This window comes from Flavobacterium algoritolerans (assembly GCF_030010385.1).
GTDB lineage: Bacteria > Bacteroidota > Bacteroidia > Flavobacteriales > Flavobacteriaceae > Flavobacterium > Flavobacterium algoritolerans.
On record NZ_JASCRZ010000002.1, the window covers coordinates 432812 to 451355 of the forward strand.

12 protein-coding genes are annotated in these 18544 nt (G+C 34.1%); 7 read left to right on the top strand and 5 right to left on the bottom strand.

The window, feature by feature from the left end; translation table 11 throughout:
- Positions 1 to 13 precede the first annotated feature (13 nt).
- From QLS65_RS07505 to QLS65_RS07520, 4 genes are read left to right on the top strand one after another with little or no spacing between them, the layout of a single operon-like run.
- Positions 14 to 574 carry a helix-turn-helix domain-containing protein gene (locus QLS65_RS07505; RefSeq protein ID WP_282712627.1) on the top strand — a complete coding sequence of 187 codons (561 nt, stop codon included), beginning with the start codon at positions 14 to 16 and terminating at the stop codon, positions 572 to 574.
- 30 nt (positions 575 to 604) lie between these two features.
- Complete coding sequence (locus QLS65_RS07510; RefSeq protein ID WP_282712628.1) at positions 605 to 1057, top strand: response regulator; 453 nt, start codon at positions 605 to 607, stop codon at positions 1055 to 1057.
- A 10-nt stretch (positions 1058 to 1067) separates the two neighbouring features.
- Positions 1068 to 2864, top strand: coding sequence for an ATP-binding protein (locus tag QLS65_RS07515; RefSeq protein WP_282716357.1), 1797 nt, complete (start codon positions 1068 to 1070; stop codon positions 2862 to 2864).
- A gap of 18 nt (positions 2865 to 2882) precedes the next feature.
- Positions 2883 to 3380, top strand: coding sequence for a GNAT family N-acetyltransferase (locus tag QLS65_RS07520; RefSeq protein WP_282716359.1), 498 nt, complete (start codon positions 2883 to 2885; stop codon positions 3378 to 3380).
- A 158-nt stretch (positions 3381 to 3538) separates the two neighbouring features.
- Here QLS65_RS07520 and QLS65_RS07525 read toward each other — a convergent pair whose 3' ends face one another.
- The 4 genes from QLS65_RS07525 to QLS65_RS07540 all read right to left on the bottom strand — a co-directional run bounded on the left by QLS65_RS07525 (position 3539) and on the right by QLS65_RS07540 (position 8976).
- A complete protein-coding gene (locus QLS65_RS07525) occupies positions 3539 to 4108 on the bottom strand; it encodes a pentapeptide repeat-containing protein (protein WP_121342319.1) in 570 nt (189 codons plus the stop codon).
- 99 nt (positions 4109 to 4207) lie between these two features.
- Positions 4208 to 4642, bottom strand: a complete 435-nt coding sequence (locus QLS65_RS07530; RefSeq protein WP_282712632.1) for a DUF6526 family protein — start codon at positions 4640 to 4642, stop codon at positions 4208 to 4210.
- 223 nt (positions 4643 to 4865) lie between these two features.
- On the bottom strand, positions 4866 to 7025 hold the full coding sequence (locus tag QLS65_RS07535; protein ID WP_282716365.1) for a S9 family peptidase: 2160 nt from the start codon (positions 7023 to 7025) through the stop codon (positions 4866 to 4868).
- A 166-nt stretch (positions 7026 to 7191) separates the two neighbouring features.
- Complete coding sequence (locus QLS65_RS07540; protein ID WP_282716371.1) at positions 7192 to 8976, bottom strand: DUF885 domain-containing protein; 1785 nt, start codon at positions 8974 to 8976, stop codon at positions 7192 to 7194.
- A 661-nt stretch (positions 8977 to 9637) separates the two neighbouring features.
- Between QLS65_RS07540 and QLS65_RS07545 the strand changes: the two genes are divergently transcribed.
- The 3 genes from QLS65_RS07545 to QLS65_RS07555 all read left to right on the top strand — a co-directional run bounded on the left by QLS65_RS07545 (position 9638) and on the right by QLS65_RS07555 (position 16276).
- Entirely contained in the window at positions 9638 to 12589 is a 2952-nt protein-coding gene (locus tag QLS65_RS07545; protein ID WP_282716373.1) for a SusC/RagA family TonB-linked outer membrane protein, read from the top strand.
- A 15-nt stretch (positions 12590 to 12604) separates the two neighbouring features.
- Positions 12605 to 14299 carry a RagB/SusD family nutrient uptake outer membrane protein gene (locus QLS65_RS07550; RefSeq protein ID WP_282716375.1) on the top strand — a complete coding sequence of 565 codons (1695 nt, stop codon included), beginning with the start codon at positions 12605 to 12607 and terminating at the stop codon, positions 14297 to 14299.
- 177 nt (positions 14300 to 14476) lie between these two features.
- Entirely contained in the window at positions 14477 to 16276 is a 1800-nt protein-coding gene (locus QLS65_RS07555; protein WP_282716377.1) for an alkaline phosphatase, read from the top strand.
- 91 nt (positions 16277 to 16367) lie between these two features.
- Here the strand turns inward: QLS65_RS07555 and QLS65_RS07560 are convergent, their stop codons facing one another.
- Positions 16368 to 18287, bottom strand: coding sequence for a metallophosphoesterase family protein (locus QLS65_RS07560; protein WP_282716379.1), 1920 nt, complete (start codon positions 18285 to 18287; stop codon positions 16368 to 16370).
- Between the last annotated feature and the right edge of the window lie 257 nt (positions 18288 to 18544).

Genomic DNA, 18544 nt, shown 5'->3' on the forward strand with positions numbered 1-18544 from the left:
CTTGTTTATTGATATGAAACTCAATTTTAATTATGATGGAAATGTTGCTTGTAAGGCAATATTGCAAGATCAATTAGAAAAATTTGATATTAAATATCAGTTGTTGGATTTAGGACAAATTGAAATTGGAGACAATGTTTCTGAGGATGTTTTAACAGAACTTCAGGTTTGTTTGACTAAGTATGGCATTCAGATTATTGATAATCCAAAAGGACAATTAATCCAAAAAATTAAAGATGCTATAATTGAGATTGTCTATGAAAAAGAAAAATTTCCAAACATCACGATTTCTCAATATTTATCGGATAAGCTGAACTTTAGATACGGTTATATTACTAATGTTTTTTCGGAATATACATTTACATCTATTGAGAATTTTATTATTATTCAAAAGATTGAAAGAGCCAAAAAACTTATAATTGAAGAGAAACTCACCTTAACCGAAATTTCTCATGAGTTAAACTATAGTAGTGTTGCTTACTTATCAACTCAATTTAAAAAAGTGACGGGATTAACACCTTCAATGTTTAAAAGAATAGTAGGTAAAAAGAGAGAGTTATCTAATAATGATTAAATAAAAAATTAAAAATATACCTTATATTTTATGATTACACACCAAGATTCAATGCATATTCTTTTAGCTGACGATGACGAAGATGATCGCACTTTTTTTAGTGAAGCTATACAAGAGCTTAAAATGAATAATAAGTTGACTCTATTTAAAGATGGTAATGATCTAATGGATTATTTAGTGCATCCTGAAATTAAGTTGCCTCATGTTTTATTTCTCGATTTGAATATGCCAGGAAAAACAGGAATTGACTGTCTGAAAGAAATTAGATCGAACACTCGTTTTAGAGATGTTTCGATTGCCATATATTCTACCTCTTCATCAGAAAAAGATATTGAAGATACTTTTATTGAAGGAGCAAATATCTACATTAAAAAACCCAATGACTTTTCTAAACTTAAAAAAGTAATCAAGGAGGTTGTAAATATGAATTGGCAATTTCATACCTCAGGTTTAAATATTGAAACTTTTTTCTTTAGCATATAACAAGGAATAAATGAAAATTCTTGGACTATATAAAAACTCACAAGTGTTTAAAATAGCTTTAGCTATTGCAATTGTTGTTGTTTGTTATATAGCCTCGATGTTTTATTCCCAAATGAAAAAGCTTGATTCAACGGTTGAATTAATAGCAAATTCAAATGAAACGCAACTCGAATTAGAAAAACTGTTATCCGTAATGAGTAATTACGAAACGAGTCTACGGAGTTATATTATCACTAAAGATGCAGCATATATAGAAGATCGATTTTTGAGTAGGGGTAAAATTGAAGAAAGCATCACAAAGCTTAAATTGTTAACTGCAAATGACACTGCCAGATATAATGATATAGACCGATTAAAAAGACTTATTGATCTTAGATTCAAAATATTCAGGAAGACCTTACTTCTTGCACAAAGTAAAAATTCTGGTCCTGTAGCGATAAATGCGATGTTATTGGAGAACAGTAATGTTACTGAAATGATGAAATCCTTTGTCACTAAAATTATATTTTCTGAAAGTGCAAAGACGGAATTTGAAAACAATAATCATCAGTTTGAATTACAAGATTCAATCATTACCGCTTTTTTATTAGTGATACTTTCGCTTCTTATATTACTGCTTTCGTTCCAAAAAATGAATGTTGATATTGATGAACTCAAAAAGGCGAATGATCAATTAAAACTGTTGAATGAGTCCTATAATTCTGCTGAAATGACAGCCAGTTTCGGGCATTGGATGGTTAATTTAGAAAGTAATACCTATACTTTTTCAGATAATTTATTTCGATTGATGGGAGTTGAACCCAATGCATTCGAACCGAATATAGAAAATTCAATTAAATATATCCATCCGGATGATTTAGAATATGTGACTAAAGTACATACTGATTCTTTGGTTAACCATCAATCTACCTCAACGATTTTCCGATTTTTGACACCAAGCGGTGATATAAAATATATTATGGGCGTTGGTAGTTTTACTAAAAACGGTAATGGAGATTTGATTAAAATAGGAGTTAATTATGATATTACAAGCCAGTATAATAAAACACTCGAGCTTGAAAATAATAATAAAGAACTAAAATATATTAATACTGAACTCGAGGCTTTTAACAATATTGTAAGTCATGATTTGCAGGAGCCACTTCGCAAGATTCAAATGTTTATCTCCAGATTAGAAGGAAAGGAATCGGACTTGCTTACCTCTCAAGGGAAAGAATATTTCTCAAAAATTCGCGTAACTGCCAATAGAATGCAGACCTTATTAATTGATTTAGTGAATTATTCCAGAACAATAAAAGGGGATAAGGTTTTTGTGAAAACGGATGTTAATAAAATTATAGAAGAAATACTTCAAGATTTATCTTCTAATATTGAAGATAAAAAAGCCATTATCACAATTGGAAATTTGCCTACAATTAAAGCGATACCTTTTCAGGTGAAGCAGCTTTTTATAAATTTAATTTCAAATTCCCTTAAATACAGTAAAGAAGATATTGCTCCAGAAATCAGTATTGCTTCTAAAAAAATTACAGAAAAAGAAATGCTTGATTATAAAATCGCCAATAAAAAAGATTACCATAAAATTGTAATTTCTGATAACGGAATTGGTTTCAAACAAGAGTATTCAGATAAAATATTCCTATTGTTCAAGCGATTGGAAACGGATCCTAAATATTCTGGAACTGGACTTGGTCTGGCTATTTGCAGTAGAATTGTAGATAATCACAAAGGATTTATAAAAGTAAAAGCAAAACCGGGTGTAGGTGCTAAATTTTATATTTTTATTCCAAAAGGAGATTTGCTTTAATTTCAATAATAAATCACAATGTTAATACTAGCTGACGCCGCCATACACGACTTTAAAACTATTCGAGAAATTGCCTATAAATCTTGGCCAATGGCTTACGGTTCTATTTTATCGAAAGAACAAATTGATTATATGCTCGATTTGTTCTATTCAGAGAAAACCTTACTTAAAAATTTAAACGAAAAAGGACATCGTTTTCTCTTGGTAAATGAGGGAGAAGTATGTCTTGGTTTTGCTTCGTATGAACACAATTATTTAAACGAAAAATGCACTCGCCTTCACAAAATCTATATGTTGCCTGAGGCACAGGGAAAAGGAGCGGGTAAGTTGCTTATTGAAGCTGTAGAAAATTTTGCCAAGGAAAATCAATCGGTTGTAGTTTCATTGAATGTAAATAAATTCAATAAAGCCATTTCGTTTTATAAAAAAATAGGATTTGAAGTAGTTTCAGAAGAAGAGATTTTATTGGAACTTGGCTACAAAATGGAAGATTACAAAATGGAAAAGAAGCTTTGATTCCTTTGGTTAAAGCAATCTGAATCCAAAAGTGCATAAAATCTAAATCTTCGGATCTTTTAAAACCTATATTTCCATACATTTTCCAAGCAGTCTGCATAGCTGTGGAACTTAATTCAGCCACTCAAAAAACAACTATTCTAAGTAGTAAATTACTATTATTGCACTATAATTTCATGTTTATAAAGCAATCCTTTTAATCCTTCTAAAGCAAAGACTGCTTTTTTTAACTTTGTTGTTTTCGGATCAATCGTATAGTTATAGCTTGTTTTGAAATCAGCTTTGTTAGCAATTGCTTTCGCAAATTCGGAACGGTATAAATCGCAATTGTCAAAAATAACTTCGGTTAAATCAGTGCTCATAAAATCAACTGCAATAATACTACAATTGGTAAACGAAGTTCCTTTCATCTTTAGAGTATAAAATTTGGAGAAATCCAAAATGCAATTATTAAAAGTAATTTCGAAAATTAATTTATCGCACATAGCAAAATTGACATCTTTGATTTCACATCGATTGAAAGTCACAGTTCTAAAGGCTACATAATTTATTTTGGCGTTACTGAAAGTACAATCATTGAAGATGCAGTCAATGAAAGTAACCGCTACAAAAGCACATTGAGAGAAATTACAATTGGTAAACGTACAGCACTCAAATTCCTTGAAATTGACTTCTTCCTCTTGGTACGTGATATCATTATACTCAATATCTAGAAAATATTCTGCCATTTATGGGTTTTAAATTCAGCTTTTAGTGCTGTTTTTCGGAACAAAGAAACAAAATTCTGAATCGTTATATTGGATAAATTGGAGTATTATTTTTTGTGTTTAAACTCTTTCATAGTCACCTTTCCAGTGCTGAATCAATTTTTTAATTTCCTTTCCCGAAAGATTTTCATTCATCGCTTTTTGCGTAAGCTCAGGAAATTCATTGTCTGAGGCAAAACGTAATGCAAATAATTGGTCGTCATTTAATCGATGCTCAAAATCCTCCAATCTTTTTCCTGTAATCGAAAAATAGCGGTATCGAAGTTCCAGACGCACGATTCGGTTTTGCAAAGTCAAGGCATAATGTTGGCGTAGCATGAAAGCCAGACAAAAAAGAACAACGAAAATTCCACTTATAAATGACCAAATTAATGAATCTTCGGTGGTGCAACTAAAATATATGCTGAATGCTAGAAATGTCATTATTATGGGATAATAAACAAAATGATGGGGTGGGTAATACCGAATATGATTTTTATAGGATTGTGTTTCCATGATTTTATTTTAAAGTTTTTTAAAGATAGTCAAAACAACTTATTTTGAAGGCAGCAGGTTTTTTAATTATGAAAACTCCAAAATTATATATGTTTTGGCAGCGTCTAATAATAAAAAATAAGACTTGATTTTTACAAAAAAGCCCTGTCATTTTATAATGCACAGGGCTTTTATATTTTTAGGATTTAAATCCTCATACTGTAATAGATACAAATTAGTTGCTTTATTTTTTTTCAATCGATCTTTCAAAAAACTCATACGTTCGCAGCATTTGATCCATTCGTTGACGGTTGTCACCATTTCTGGTAATTTCATGAGTTGCACCGGGATGTACTACAAATTCTACTGGACGATTCAATACTTTTAAACTGCGAAACATCATTTCTGCCTGAATAAAACCGGTACGACGGTCGTTGCCACCATGAAAAATAATGAAAGGCGTTGTGATATTTTGAACATAGCTTATTGGTGATTCACGAGTTAGAATTTCCTTCACTTTTGGTTCCCATGGATACCCTCCAAAATAATTTGGAACTAATCTCCATGCATTTCCTTCTCCAAAAAAGGTTGTAAGATCATAGACACCGCGTTGGGCGCAAGCCGCTTTGAAACGGTTATCATGACTTATAATCCAAGCTGTCAGGTAACCTGCATACGAACCTCCCGTAATGAGTAACTTGGATTTGTCTGCCCAGCCTTCTTCAACGGTTTTATCTAATGCTGTCAGTACATCACTAGCTGGGCCTTTGCCCCAATCGTTGATATTACCTCTTAAAAAATCCAAACCATATCCACCCGAACCTCTTGGATTACTATAAACGATGCCATATCCTTTACTGCAAAAATATTGGTACTCATGCCACATACTTTCTTCACCGGGACCCCACATTGCTGATGGACCCCCATGAATTTCTAGCAATAATGGATATTTTTCTCCTTGCGTGTAGTTGGAGGGTTTCATGATCCAATATTCTACAGTCATTCCTAAATCGTTGATGAATGTTTTCTTTTCAGGAAAGGATAGTTTTTTATTAATAACCCAATCATTAAAATTACTTACTTTTTTTTCATTTTTTAGATTAGCATCAGCAAAATATAATTCGGAAGGATTTGATACTTGAGTTTTTGAAAATACAATCGTATTATTTACAATGTCGAAACTTGAAATACCAGTATCAACGCTTGACAAAGCCTCTATTTTTTTTGTTAATCGGTTAATTCTGTGCAAAACATTGCCACCGTTCATTTGAGAAGTAAAGTACAGGTATTTATCATCTTTACTCCAGATAAAATTTGTTTTATTACGATCAAAAGGGATTGTTACAATATCTTTCTCCGTGCCGTTCAATGGCATTATTGATACTGAAGGAACACTAATAAAAGAAGTATTGCCGGACAAGAAAGCCAGCCATTTCCCTGATGGAGATATTGTGGCGCCATTGTATCTTTTTCCATTTTCTCCTAGTAGCATTTTAAAATTCTCACCATTGGTATCCATTATAAAAATCTCACCTTCTAATGATCGGTCCTGATTTTCTTCAGTGTCTACATCTCCAGATACAATTATTTGCTTTCCGTTTGGTGTGTAGTCTGCATTGTTAAAATTATAAAATCCTTTAGTGAGCAAACGCGGTTCAGCATCTTTGGAGACATTTATTTCAAAAAAGTGATTGAAATTCATTTCTGAAGAGACATTCGATTCACTTTGGAAGTTTAATTTATTCAGGACAATTGCTTTTTTGTCTATTGCGTTTTTATCTAAATAAGCTCTTATTTCAGATAAACTTCCGTTAGGATTTGGTTTCTCTTTGTTCGTTAGTAAATGTTCATTTTTGTCAAAACCGGGCTTTTCCATTTTCCAAGTAGGAATTGCATTCGATTTATTTAAAATAGAATCCTGAAGTAACTCTCGTAACGGGATGCTTGATGAAAAAAGTATTCTTTTACCGTCTGGCGACCATTTTGGATTGGATGCGCCGTATTTATGTTTTGTCAATTGCATGGGTTCACCACCTTCCATAGATAATATAAAAATTTGTGTTTTGTCCTCTACAGAACGGGTAAAAGCTATCTGTTTACCGTCTGGGCTCCATGCCGGTCTTGTCGCTCCATCTTTATTTGTGGTCAGTTGTACAGGTACGGAATTGTTTAAAGTATTGGTAGTGAAAATCTGTGTGCGGTATTTGTAATCTAATTTATTATTTTCATCGGCTTCGATAGAAGTCACCGTAAAAGCAGCTCGTTTTCCATCTTTTGTAAGCGTTATGTTACTAACAGTTTTAATTTTCAACATATCAGTAATGGCAACAGCTTCTGTTACATTTTGAGCGATTGAAGATTGTAATTGTATTAAAAAAAATAGTACGATTGAAAATTTTCTCATAGATAGGATTTTATAAGTATTGGTTTATTATCAGTTAAGCCAAATTGAGCCTAATGTGTTTTATATAATGGTTTGATAGGTTAACTATTTAGTAAAAATATAAAATAAAAATCGGTTATCTGTATAATTTCTACTCAGCAGTATTTATTGGTAACGGAACAAGTGATTATTTAATTTGTTCATTTGCCCAATTATCCATATACGTTTCAAACACGCTTAAAGGTACTGAACCAACCTGCAAAATGGCATCATGAAATTTTTTGATTTCAAACTTTGGACCCAAGCTTTTAATATATTTGTTTTTCAATTCCGTTATTTTCAATTCTCCTGTTTTATAGGAAAGTGCCTGTCCGGGCATTGCCATATATCTTTCTGTTTCAGAAACAGAAGCATTTTTCTCTCTTCCTCCTTTTTCCATCATGTATTGGATTGATTCTTCCCTTGTCATGATTCCGGTATGCAATCCAACGTCTATTACTAATCGTATCGCTCTAAATAGTTCTGATTTGTATGCTGCCAATTTTTGATAAGGATCAGTGTATAATCCTAATTCTTCACCCAATGATTCCGTATATAAAGCCCATCCTTCAGAAAAAACGGAATAGCCAGCAAATTTCCTAATTTTAGGCATCGATTGATTCTCTTGTTGAAGGGACAATTGAAAATGGTGTCCAGGAATGGCTTCATGCATAAAAAGATTGTCCATACCTAATTTATTGAATTTAGCAGCGTCAACGATGGGAACATTAAAATAACCGGGTCTGCTGCCGTCCGTAGTACCTCTTTCATAATTGGCTGCAGAAGTAGCCGCTTTAAACTTTTCAATTGCCCTTACCTCAAATGCTGTTTTGGGTACAATATTGAATAATTTTTTCAGGTTGGGTTCTATTATGGGCAAGATGGCTCTGTAACTTTCTAATATTTGTTCGTCAGTGGTAAAAGGAAAAAAGGAAGGATCGGTTAAGGCATGATTGAAAAATGCGGTTCTGTCTCCCTGAAAGCCAATTTTTATTTGGAGGTCATCAATTTCTTTGGTAATTCGTTCCACTTCCCTAAGCCCCGTTTGGTAAATTTCATCTGGTGTTTTATCAGTAGTAGTACTTACGCTAACCAAATATTCATACATTGCTTTTCCATTTGGTAAATCATTATAGCCTGCTGTAGTTCTGGCTTTTGGCAAATAAACATTTTTTAAATAATCAGCCAGTTTTCGGTAAGTAGGGATTATTTTAGTAGTGATAGCATTTTGATAAGCCAATCGTATCGCTTTTTTTTCTTTTGCAGAAAAAGAGGTTGGCATATTTCGGGCGGGTTCATAAAAAATATTCTTAAGGGTATCTGTAGCAGTTTGCGCTTCCAGTTGTGGAATCATTTTAACAACTAATGCTTTGGGAAGTACCATTCCTATTGCAACACCTTTGTCAAAATTGGCTATAGCAGTATAAGCCCATATCGTAAAACCCTCTATTCGTTTGATCCAGTTTTCGTAATCTTTTACTGTTTTAAAAGGTTGAGCGCCCTTACCTGAACCTAGAGAAGGTAATGCTCCAGGAAATCCCCTAAACTGGCTAAAGGGCATGTATTCAAAATGGAATTTTTCTCTTTCCAGGGCTTGTCTTAATTGAAGGCTAGCAATATCGAAAGCAATTTTATCAAAGTAATTGAGGCTTTTTCTATCAAAAGTTTCTAACCGTTTTTGATATTTTATGGTGAAGTCGTGTTTCTTTTTCAGATACGGTTCTGCGATATCGTTAGGCAATAAATCGTTGTATCTGTTGTCGCCTCTTGACGTGGCAGAAATAGGGTCAAATTGCAATCCTTCTTCGTAATAATCATCCAGAAATTTATTGAATGTAGCATTGTTGGCTGGTTTTTGTGCCAATAGAAAAGTACTGCATAAAACGAACAGGATTACTGTCGTTTTTCTAAAAAGGCTTTTTACTAGATTCATGTAAGAATTGTTTAAAAAATGATTAAATGATGTGTATTAGATTTTAATTTTTATAAAAATCTGATAGTGTGGTGAGTATGCTTAAAAAAAACGTTGTTAGTATGTGCTAATTTATGCTTTATTTTATGAACTATAACAATTTTTTCCTTCAAAAATGGATGGTATATTATACAAATGTTAACTATCTGTTATTTAAAAAAGGTTTGGTCTTACTGCTGTTTTAAATTTGATTTTAGCAAATTGTGCCAAAGAATTATTAGTGACGTAATTTGTTTGAACATTTTTTTTAGATGCAAATAATAGAATAAAAGCAGCTTTTGAAGACTTCTTCAATACGTAAAAAATCATAACGAAATTCATGACAAACATCCTTTATTTCAGTTGTTTATTGGTGAATGTAATTTGATTTTACGTTCGTTGAGTTCTTAATCGGGAATAGCAGTAGCAACTACTTTATTTCATAAAAAAATCACGGTTAGTATGCTTTTTAAATACTTAATTTCTATCTGGTTTAGTTGTGATTTTGCCTCTTTTATTTTTTCTTTTTTTTACTGTCATACATTTTTTTGTTTTTGAAAAATTTACTTTTTGTTATTTCGCAATTAACATAAGTTTAGCAAATATCGATTCTATTTGTCCATTATAAATAAATTGATAAAAGATGAAAAAAATTAGATTTTTGATGCTATTCTTTTTAACCGTTTTCTCTGTTGCTGCTTGGGCTCAAACAGAAGTGACAGGAGTAGTATTAGATGATGCCAATTTTCCGTTACCAGGAGTTAATGTGTTAGTAAAGGGAAATAAAAAAGGAATAGTTACAGATCTTGATGGTCGTTTTAGTATTAAAGCATCAGTTGGTGATGTTATAGAGTTTTCTTATATAGGATTAGAAACACAAGAAGTAACGATTAAAAACTACAACAAATTAGATATAAAATTGCAAGCAAGCGCCATGCAACTTGAAGATTTGGTAGTAGTGGGATATGGTTCAAAACGAAAAAGAGATGTTACAGGTGCAGTAACTTCAGTTAAAAGTGATGCGTTTAACCGAGGTATCGTTACTTCACCGGAGCAATTAATACAAGGTAAGGTTTCTGGGGTAAACATCACTTCTGCAAGTGGAGAACCAGGTAGTAACCAAGCCATAAGCATACGTGGTCAAGGTGGAGTTCGTACTGGAAGTACACCTTTATTTATTATTGATGGATTTGCTCTTGATAATTCAAGTACAGGCGGAGCAACAAATCCGCTTAGTTTTATTAATGCTGATGATATAGAATCTATCGATGTGTTGAAAGATGCTTCTGCTACAGCTATTTATGGTTCAAGAGGAGCTAATGGAGTTATCTTGATTACCACAAAAAGAGGTAAAAAAGGACAATCTAAAGTAACGTATTCAACAAGTCTTGGAACCTCAAATATGGCCAAAGAAATCCCTGTTTATAGTGCAGATGCTTTTAGAGCAAAAGTAGTTGAAATCGGTGGGCAGCTAATTGATTTGGGTGGATCTACTAATTGGCAAAAAGAAATAACACGAACAGCATTCTCTCAAAACCATAACTTAAATTTAAGCGGTGGTGCTGATAATCTAACGTATTTTGCTTCTATTGGTCACCAAGATCAACAAGGTATTTTGAAAAACAGTGAACTGAAAAAGATTTCCGGTAGAATTAATCTAACCCAGAAACTGTTAAATAACAGGCTTAAGATTGATTTGAACTTGAATGCTACCAATACTAAAAGTGAGAGACCGGCTATAGAAAGTTTGATAGGTACTGCATTGAGTTTGAATCCAACGTATCCTGCGTATGATGAAAATGGTGCTCCTTCCATATTTGCAGATGTTTTTAATCCGTTGATACGTCTTGATTTGTATGAAGACTTGACGAATACAAACCGAATTATTGCGAATATTTCTCCTTCATTTGAAATTATCAAAGGATTGGATTATAAGTTAAATTTAGGTGTTGATAACTCTAATTCTGACCGAGACATACAAAATCGTCCAAGTACTTTACCGCAACAGGACGGAAGACTGGATTCGTATTATATCAGTAATAAAAACAATCTGATTGAAAACTATATCACTTACAACTTTGATTTAAAAGAGCATAATTTTTCTCTTTTGGCTGGTCATTCGTACCAAAAGACATTTGTGCAATACAGACATTGGAGTATTGATAAATTTAAAGATAATGGTATCGACCCAAAATACAATCCTGGTTTGGGACAAGAATTGGATTTAATAGATAATTTACCATCAGGATCGGCTATTAAAAATGAACTGCAATCCTTTTTTGGAAGAGTAGGGTATAGCCTTAAAGACCGCTACTTATTGACTGCTACGTTCCGTAGGGATGGTTCATCAAAATTTGGAAGCAATAATAAGTACGGAAACTTTCCTTCATTTGCTGCCGGTTGGAGAATTTCAGAAGAAGAATTTATGAAATTATCACCGTTTAGCAACCTAAAACTTAGAGCTGGTTGGGGACGAACAGGAAATCAGGAAATTCCATCCAAAATTACACAAGCATCCTCTACAACATCAGTGACAGGAAGTACCAGTTATCCTCTTAATCCAGCAGGAACCTTTCCTGGGGGCACCACTTATGCGCGTCTAGCTAATCCAAACATCCAGTGGGAAGTATCTACACAAACCAATGTTGGTTTAGATTTCGGATTGTTTAATGGCGCTTTATCGGGAACGGTAGATTATTTTAACAAAGTTTCTGATAATATTTTACTTGAAGTGGTACCGTCAGATCCTATTCAAGCCGCTTCAACTTATTGGACCAATGTGAAGGATATGACCATCACTAATAAAGGTTTAGAATTAGCGCTTGCTTACGAATACAAAAGTGAAAATGGTGTTTCATTTGGTTTAGGCGGTAATGTATCGTTCATAGACAACAAAATCGAAAATTCTCCTTTTACTGTTTTAACAACTGGAAGTGCATCAGGTTCAGGTCTTTCGTCAGCTACTATTAATGGATATGTTAACGGACAACCTATTGGTACCTTCTACATGAAAGAATTCATTGGTGTTAATGATCAAGGAATGAGCATGTTTAGAGATGTTAACGGTGATGGTTTAGATACCGATGCAGACAGAGTAGTTGCCGGTAGCGCATTGCCAGACAAATTATACAGTTTTTATGGTAACATCGCATACAAAGGATTTGATTTAAACTTTAATTTCAATGGGGTTTCAGGAAATAAAATCTATGATAATACTGCCAATTCAAATTTTTACAAAGCTAGATTAGCTAAATCATTGAATACAACTGCAGCAGTAGCTCAATTTCCATCAGAGTCAATAACAAATCCGGCCTCGATTTCAACACGATACTTGAAAAATGGTGCTTTTCTTCGTTTGAACAACCTTTCATTAGGATACAATTTAAATCCTAAAATGATAGGTATTCAAGACTGGGTTAGTTCGATGAGGTTTTCTTTAACAGGACAAAATTTATTTGTTATTACGGATTATGACGGGTACGATCCTGAGGTTAATACAGATAGATCAGTAGATGGTGTTACTTCTTATGGTATCGATTATTTGAGTTACCCAAAAGCAAGAACATTTTTATTCGGATTCAATGTTTCATTTTAATAAAAGACAATTCACATGAAAAATAAATTTTTAATAGCACTTACAGTATTATCCACTTTTATGCAATTTGGGTGTTCTGATCTAGAGGAAGAGGTATTGGATGAATCCTTGACTGGAGGAGCAAAAATGGATGCGGTTGCAGATGGAAGTATTTCTCCGGCTTACGCAGTTTTACCCAACTTGTTTTTGCATACCAGTTATTTTACACTTCAGGAAATATCAACAGATGAAGCTATTTTACCATATAGAGGTGGAACAGATTGGGGTGACAACGGAATCTTTATTGATATGCACCGTCATACCTATTCTAGCTCTCATATTCGTATAAAAGACACTTGGGGATCTATTACTCAAGGTATCTCCCGATCAGTAACGGCAATAAATGCGCTGGCTCCATTGGCAGAAACAAACCCAACAGCTAAAATTTATTTAGCGGAAGCCCGTGGATTGAGAGCTTACTATTCGATGTTGAGTTTGGACTTATTCGGATTGATTTTTGTAAAAGAAAATCCAGCCGAAGTCTCCACTATTGTCCGTGGTAATGATGCGGTAGAATACATTGCAAAAGAATTAGTAGCAATTGAAAATGAAGTGAGTACAACAGCTGGACCTGGTCGTATTACTAAAGGTGCTGTATGGGGACTTTTGTCTCGTTTGTATTTGAATGCTGCGGTTTACCGTGAGCCTTATGCCACTAATTTTGATTTTAAATCAGACGATATGGATAAGGTTATTTCGTATACCGATAAAATTATAGCATCTGGTCAGTACAATCTTTCTTCGGAATATTTTGAAATCTTTGACGATGAAAATCATACCAATAAAGAATTAATTTTTGCTGTTGATCAACGTGCCGAATTGAACGGACACAATCGTTTGGCTTATTTTTCTTTGTCTGGTGATATGTTCCCTAGTCCTGCATTTCCCCGAGCAAACGGAACTGACGGACCAGCGATTACCCCTGATTTTTATCAGACATGGGTTTCGGCATATGGAGCTAAAGATCCTGCAACTGCCGATCCTCGATTTTTTAAAGAGAATCTTAGAATACCCGCTGATTCCTGTATCGCTGCAAAAGACTTTGAAGTGAATCGAGGTATATTAAGAGGACAACAATACGGATTGATTACCACTGCAAACGGACAGCCATTTGCGCGTTGTGCGGATGGTGTTGGTTATAAAATAAGTAAGCTTCGCAACATTACAAGATCGGATAAAACCAAGTTAGTAAACCATACGCAGTTTATCGATTTTACCGCTGCAGGAAGTGGATACAGTACCGGTTATAGAGTTTTGAAATATGAGTTCAGTAAAAAATCGGATACCGGAAGAAACAAAGGAGATGCGGATATTGTTATCATGCGTTTTGCTGATATTTACATGATGCGTGCCGAGGCAAAATTGCGTAAATCAAACGATATGGGTGGTGCACTTGCAGATGTGAATGTGGTAAGAGCTTCAAGAACTGCTAGAATTGCTGCACCAGCATTAACATCTATGACACTTGATATTTTGTATAGAGAACGTGGATTTGAATTTTACTGGGAAACGCTTAGACGTACGGATATGATTCGTTTTGGAAAATACGAAGGAACGTGGACTGAAAAAACAGACAGTAATGTTCAGAAACGTCTTTTTCCAATTCCACAATCTGCCATTGACGGAGCTTCAGACAAACCTGGGTATTTGGTTCAAAACGCAGGATATTAATTGGATTAAAAAGAGGATTATTGGTACAGTTTTAAAATAAAAAACCAAACAGTATCACATGAATTCACTTCCTAAAATATAATTTTATTAAAGACCTTTCGGTGTATTGTTATGATACCCGAAAGGTCTACATAATTAAATACGTTTATTAACATTACTTTTTTTACAATTTATAGTATGTCCCAATCATTTAAAATTTCAGTTCTTGTCTTGTTATTTTCTTTGCAGTTCATTCGGGCGCAAGATGTTCAAAAATATAAAATACATTCTCATAATGATTATGAGCAAAATATTCCGTTTTGGAGTGCTTACGCCAATGGTTTAAATTCTATTGAAGCGGATATTTTTTTGAAGGATAACAACTTGTATGTAAGCCACACGGAGGCCGAAATCAAGAAAGAGCGTACTCTTGAAAAGCTGTACTTAGATCCTTTGCAACAAGTAATGGCGCTTCAACTGGGGAATCACCAATCCATACAATTATTGATTGATATTAAAACCGAGTCTGTTGCAACGCTAAAAAAACTGATTGCTGTTTTAGAAACCTATCCCAAAGTAATAAACAATAAAAAATTCTCCATTGTCATATCGGGAAACCGACCAGAAGTAAAAACATATACGCAATACCCAAATTACATTCAATTTGATTATCAAAGTTTAGCGGGTATTCCCGAAAAAGAACAATGGGAAAAGGTGGCGCTAATCAGTAAAAGTTTTAGTGAGTTTTCATCTTGGAACGGAAAAGGACGACTTACTGTCGAAGATTACAAAAAGGTATCCGAAGCGATCAATAAAGCGCATAGTTATGGAAAACCATTCCGTTTTTGGGGTTGTCCAGATTCTAAAACCGCATGGAAAACCTTCAAGGATCTTGGAGTAGATTTTATAAACACCGACATGCCTTACGAGAGTTCCCGCTACTTGAACACATTAGACAGCAGAGTTTTTTACAATACAATTGATTCGCCGGTTTACAAACCTACTTATTTGTCTGACAAGAAAAACAGTCCCATACAAAATGTTATTTTGCTTATAGGCGACGGTAACGGACTTGCTCAGATTTCCAGTGCTGTTTTGGCTAATGGCGGTCAACTGACACTGACTCAATTAAAAGCTATCGGGTTTTTAAAAACACAGTCTTCAGATGATTTCACTACCGATTCAGCTGCTGGAGGAACAGCTCTTGCCACTGGTCAAAAAACATATAACAGAGCTATTGGGGTAGATTCTTTCGGGAAACCTATCGAGAGCATTATGGAACTCCTTACCAAAAAGGGATATAGTACGGCTTGCATCACTACAGACCACATTACAGGAGCGACACCAGCTTCGTTTTATGCGCATCAAAAAGAGCGAGATTTGACCGCAGCCATCGCTAATGACCTTATGAATAGTAAATTATCGCTTTTTATGGGTGGCGGAGGCCGAAATTTTGCTGATGGTTTTTCTAAAACTGATTTTTCAATTTTGAACTCCATTGCAGATGTAGCCAAAAGCAATAAAGATCAAGTGGGTCTTTTTTTCTCTGAAAATACGGTTCCCAGTGTTTTAAAAGGACGAGGCAATCTATTGGCGGAAGCCACAAAAAATGGATTGGAGTTTTTGAATGCCAAGAATAAACCGTTCTTCCTTATGGTTGAAGGCGCCCAAATTGATTCCTACGGTCACACGAATAATGTACCCGGAATTGTTTCGGAAGGAATTGATTTTGACAGAGCCATAACCGAAGCGATTAAATTTGCAGATAAAACGGGCAACACTTTGGTCATTGTTACCGCAGATCATGAGACTTCGGGGTTTACGCTACCGCAAGGAAATGTAAAAGAGAAAATGATTGAAGGCGATTTTACAACTTACGATCATACTGGAATTATGGTACCTATATTTAGTTATGGACCTCAATCAAATATTTTTTCGGGAGTGTATGAAAATAATGAAGTTTTTCATAAAATTAAGCAAGTATTGCAGCTTAAATAATTGATTAGTTGGTCGCTATAAAAATTAAATTAAAAGAAAAAGAGGTTTCCTTATTAAGGAGACCTCTTTTTTTATGGAGAACTATTTTCTTTTAATTTTGAATAGCACCTGATTTTAAATCAATAAAAAAGTGATCTGCCGGAGCTCCGTTTAAGAACTTATTCAGAATGGTCAGAAGAAGAATTGTATTTTTTGCTGTTTGATTTTTTGGATTTAAATTTCTTTCCTTTTGATGGTCAAGATACGAAGCGATAATAAATTGATATTGTTTTATTCTTTCTTTTCCAATGTCGGCAATAGCCAGTTCATCGGCACTTCGAATGCGATAAAAGTCGGTGATAAGCTCCAAACCAGACCAATTAAAATCACTTTGATTGAACTGATTGTCTGTTAATTGTTGCTTTACTTTCTTTTCTGCTTTTTTCCACTCTTTTTCAAAATTATTTTTGTGGTTTATGATGGTATTATCATCAACTTTAGACTTCATATTAGCGAGTATCAGTAAGTCTTCGCCGGAAACATTCAACATAAAATTCTTAAATAATTCAGGCCAGTCTTCCGGTAAAAAGCGTAATCGAACTAATTCTTTCAAATGAAAATCGGTAAAATCATGGTAATTTTTTGTTTCTAAAATAGCGGTATTCCAAATGTCTGCTGTGTGCTGATTTTTCAAAAAATCATATTCCATTTTATAAAGATCAAACAATTCATTAAATCGAGGAACTTCATTGATTGCTATGGTTTCTATTTCTATTACCTCATTTTCTTTGATAGTGAGAAGTTTGTAAGCAGGAATATATGCTGCCAATGATGGGGTTTGAATGTTGACCAATGTGTTTCCGTTATTGGTTTTTCGAACTCCGGTATCATTGATGTGCATGTGTCCTCCAAAATGTATTTTCAATCCGGCATCAGCAAAGGTTTGTGCCACTTCTTCTTTGGGAACACGGTCTAATTGCCATTTTCCTTTACCCATTAATTTTTCAATTTCCGGGGAAGCATCATCATTAAATTCCACCATCGGGAAGTGGCTGAATGCGATTAGGGTTTTACCTCTTTTTTTTGCCTCAGCACTTATTTCCCCAACCCATTTTATCAGGTGTTTTTTATGGGAAAGAACAGTATTGTAACCTAAACTGGCATCAGAATATTCTTTAGAATCTTTTGAATTTTCTACAGCCTCTTTTTTGGGAATATAAACGTTTCCATCAATGGCCAGTAACCAAAGCCCGGGAACGGGTTCTACCACATAACTTACATCAGGCACTGAATATCCGAGCGCTACGGAATACATTCTGTTAGTTAATGAAGCGGCTTCTGTTGCTTTTGTATAATTATAAGTGTCTAATGAATACGTGCTGAAAGGAGTGGCCCAGAATGCATCGTTTTCTTTTGGAAAAAAACCAAAATCTTTCAGTTCTGTGGTAATACCGAGATATCCCATTTTGGCAATATCTTGGGTTATTACTGCAGCATTTTCATTAGTGCTGTTGGACTTGTATAATCCCTTTTTACTGAAAATAGGTTGGCGTTTTCCTCCACTGCCCAAAAAATCATTTTTACCGGATTCCTGAGCAAAAGGCCCTGCAGGATCGTGATTTCCTGTGGTGATAAAGAACTGGATACCGTGTTTTTTAGTATAATCAGTAAGGATTTGCTTTAATCCCCGAATGTGAAGCGGTTGCCCGTCATCACTGTAATCACCTGGAAGAGCCACGATTTTTATACCACGTTGTACAATATCGTCCAATGCTGCGAGAAAGGCAAAATAGTTTTCATTAAAAATCCGTGTAGAATGTAACTGCGATTCCATCGTTCTTAATAAAGTATGCTTTCCGTTCTTAGGATTAATGATTCCTTTGTAGTCGCTGTCTTGTAAGGTTCCATATAAATCCTGAAAATGAACATCTGCCAGAAAAGCAATTTTTAATCCGTCAGAAGGAGATTGTCCTTTTGATATTGATGTAAAAAAGAATAGAAAAAGGGAGAAATAAACAAGTATTCGATTCATTGCAAATTTTAAATTAGTTGTATTTTATATTTTTCAAAGGGTACAAGGATAGAAAAAAAAGAATACAATTCATTTAAGGGAATGTTATGTGTTTTTTTAAGGGCTCTTTTTTTATTGATTTCTTTTTTAGGCAGCAATAATAGAAAACACTGATGATTTGTTTATTTTATCAATATATTCAGATGAGGTTGTTATACTGTTTTCCAATAATAGTGTCAAAACGCAATCCACCTGAATAGTAAGTAATAAATTTTTGA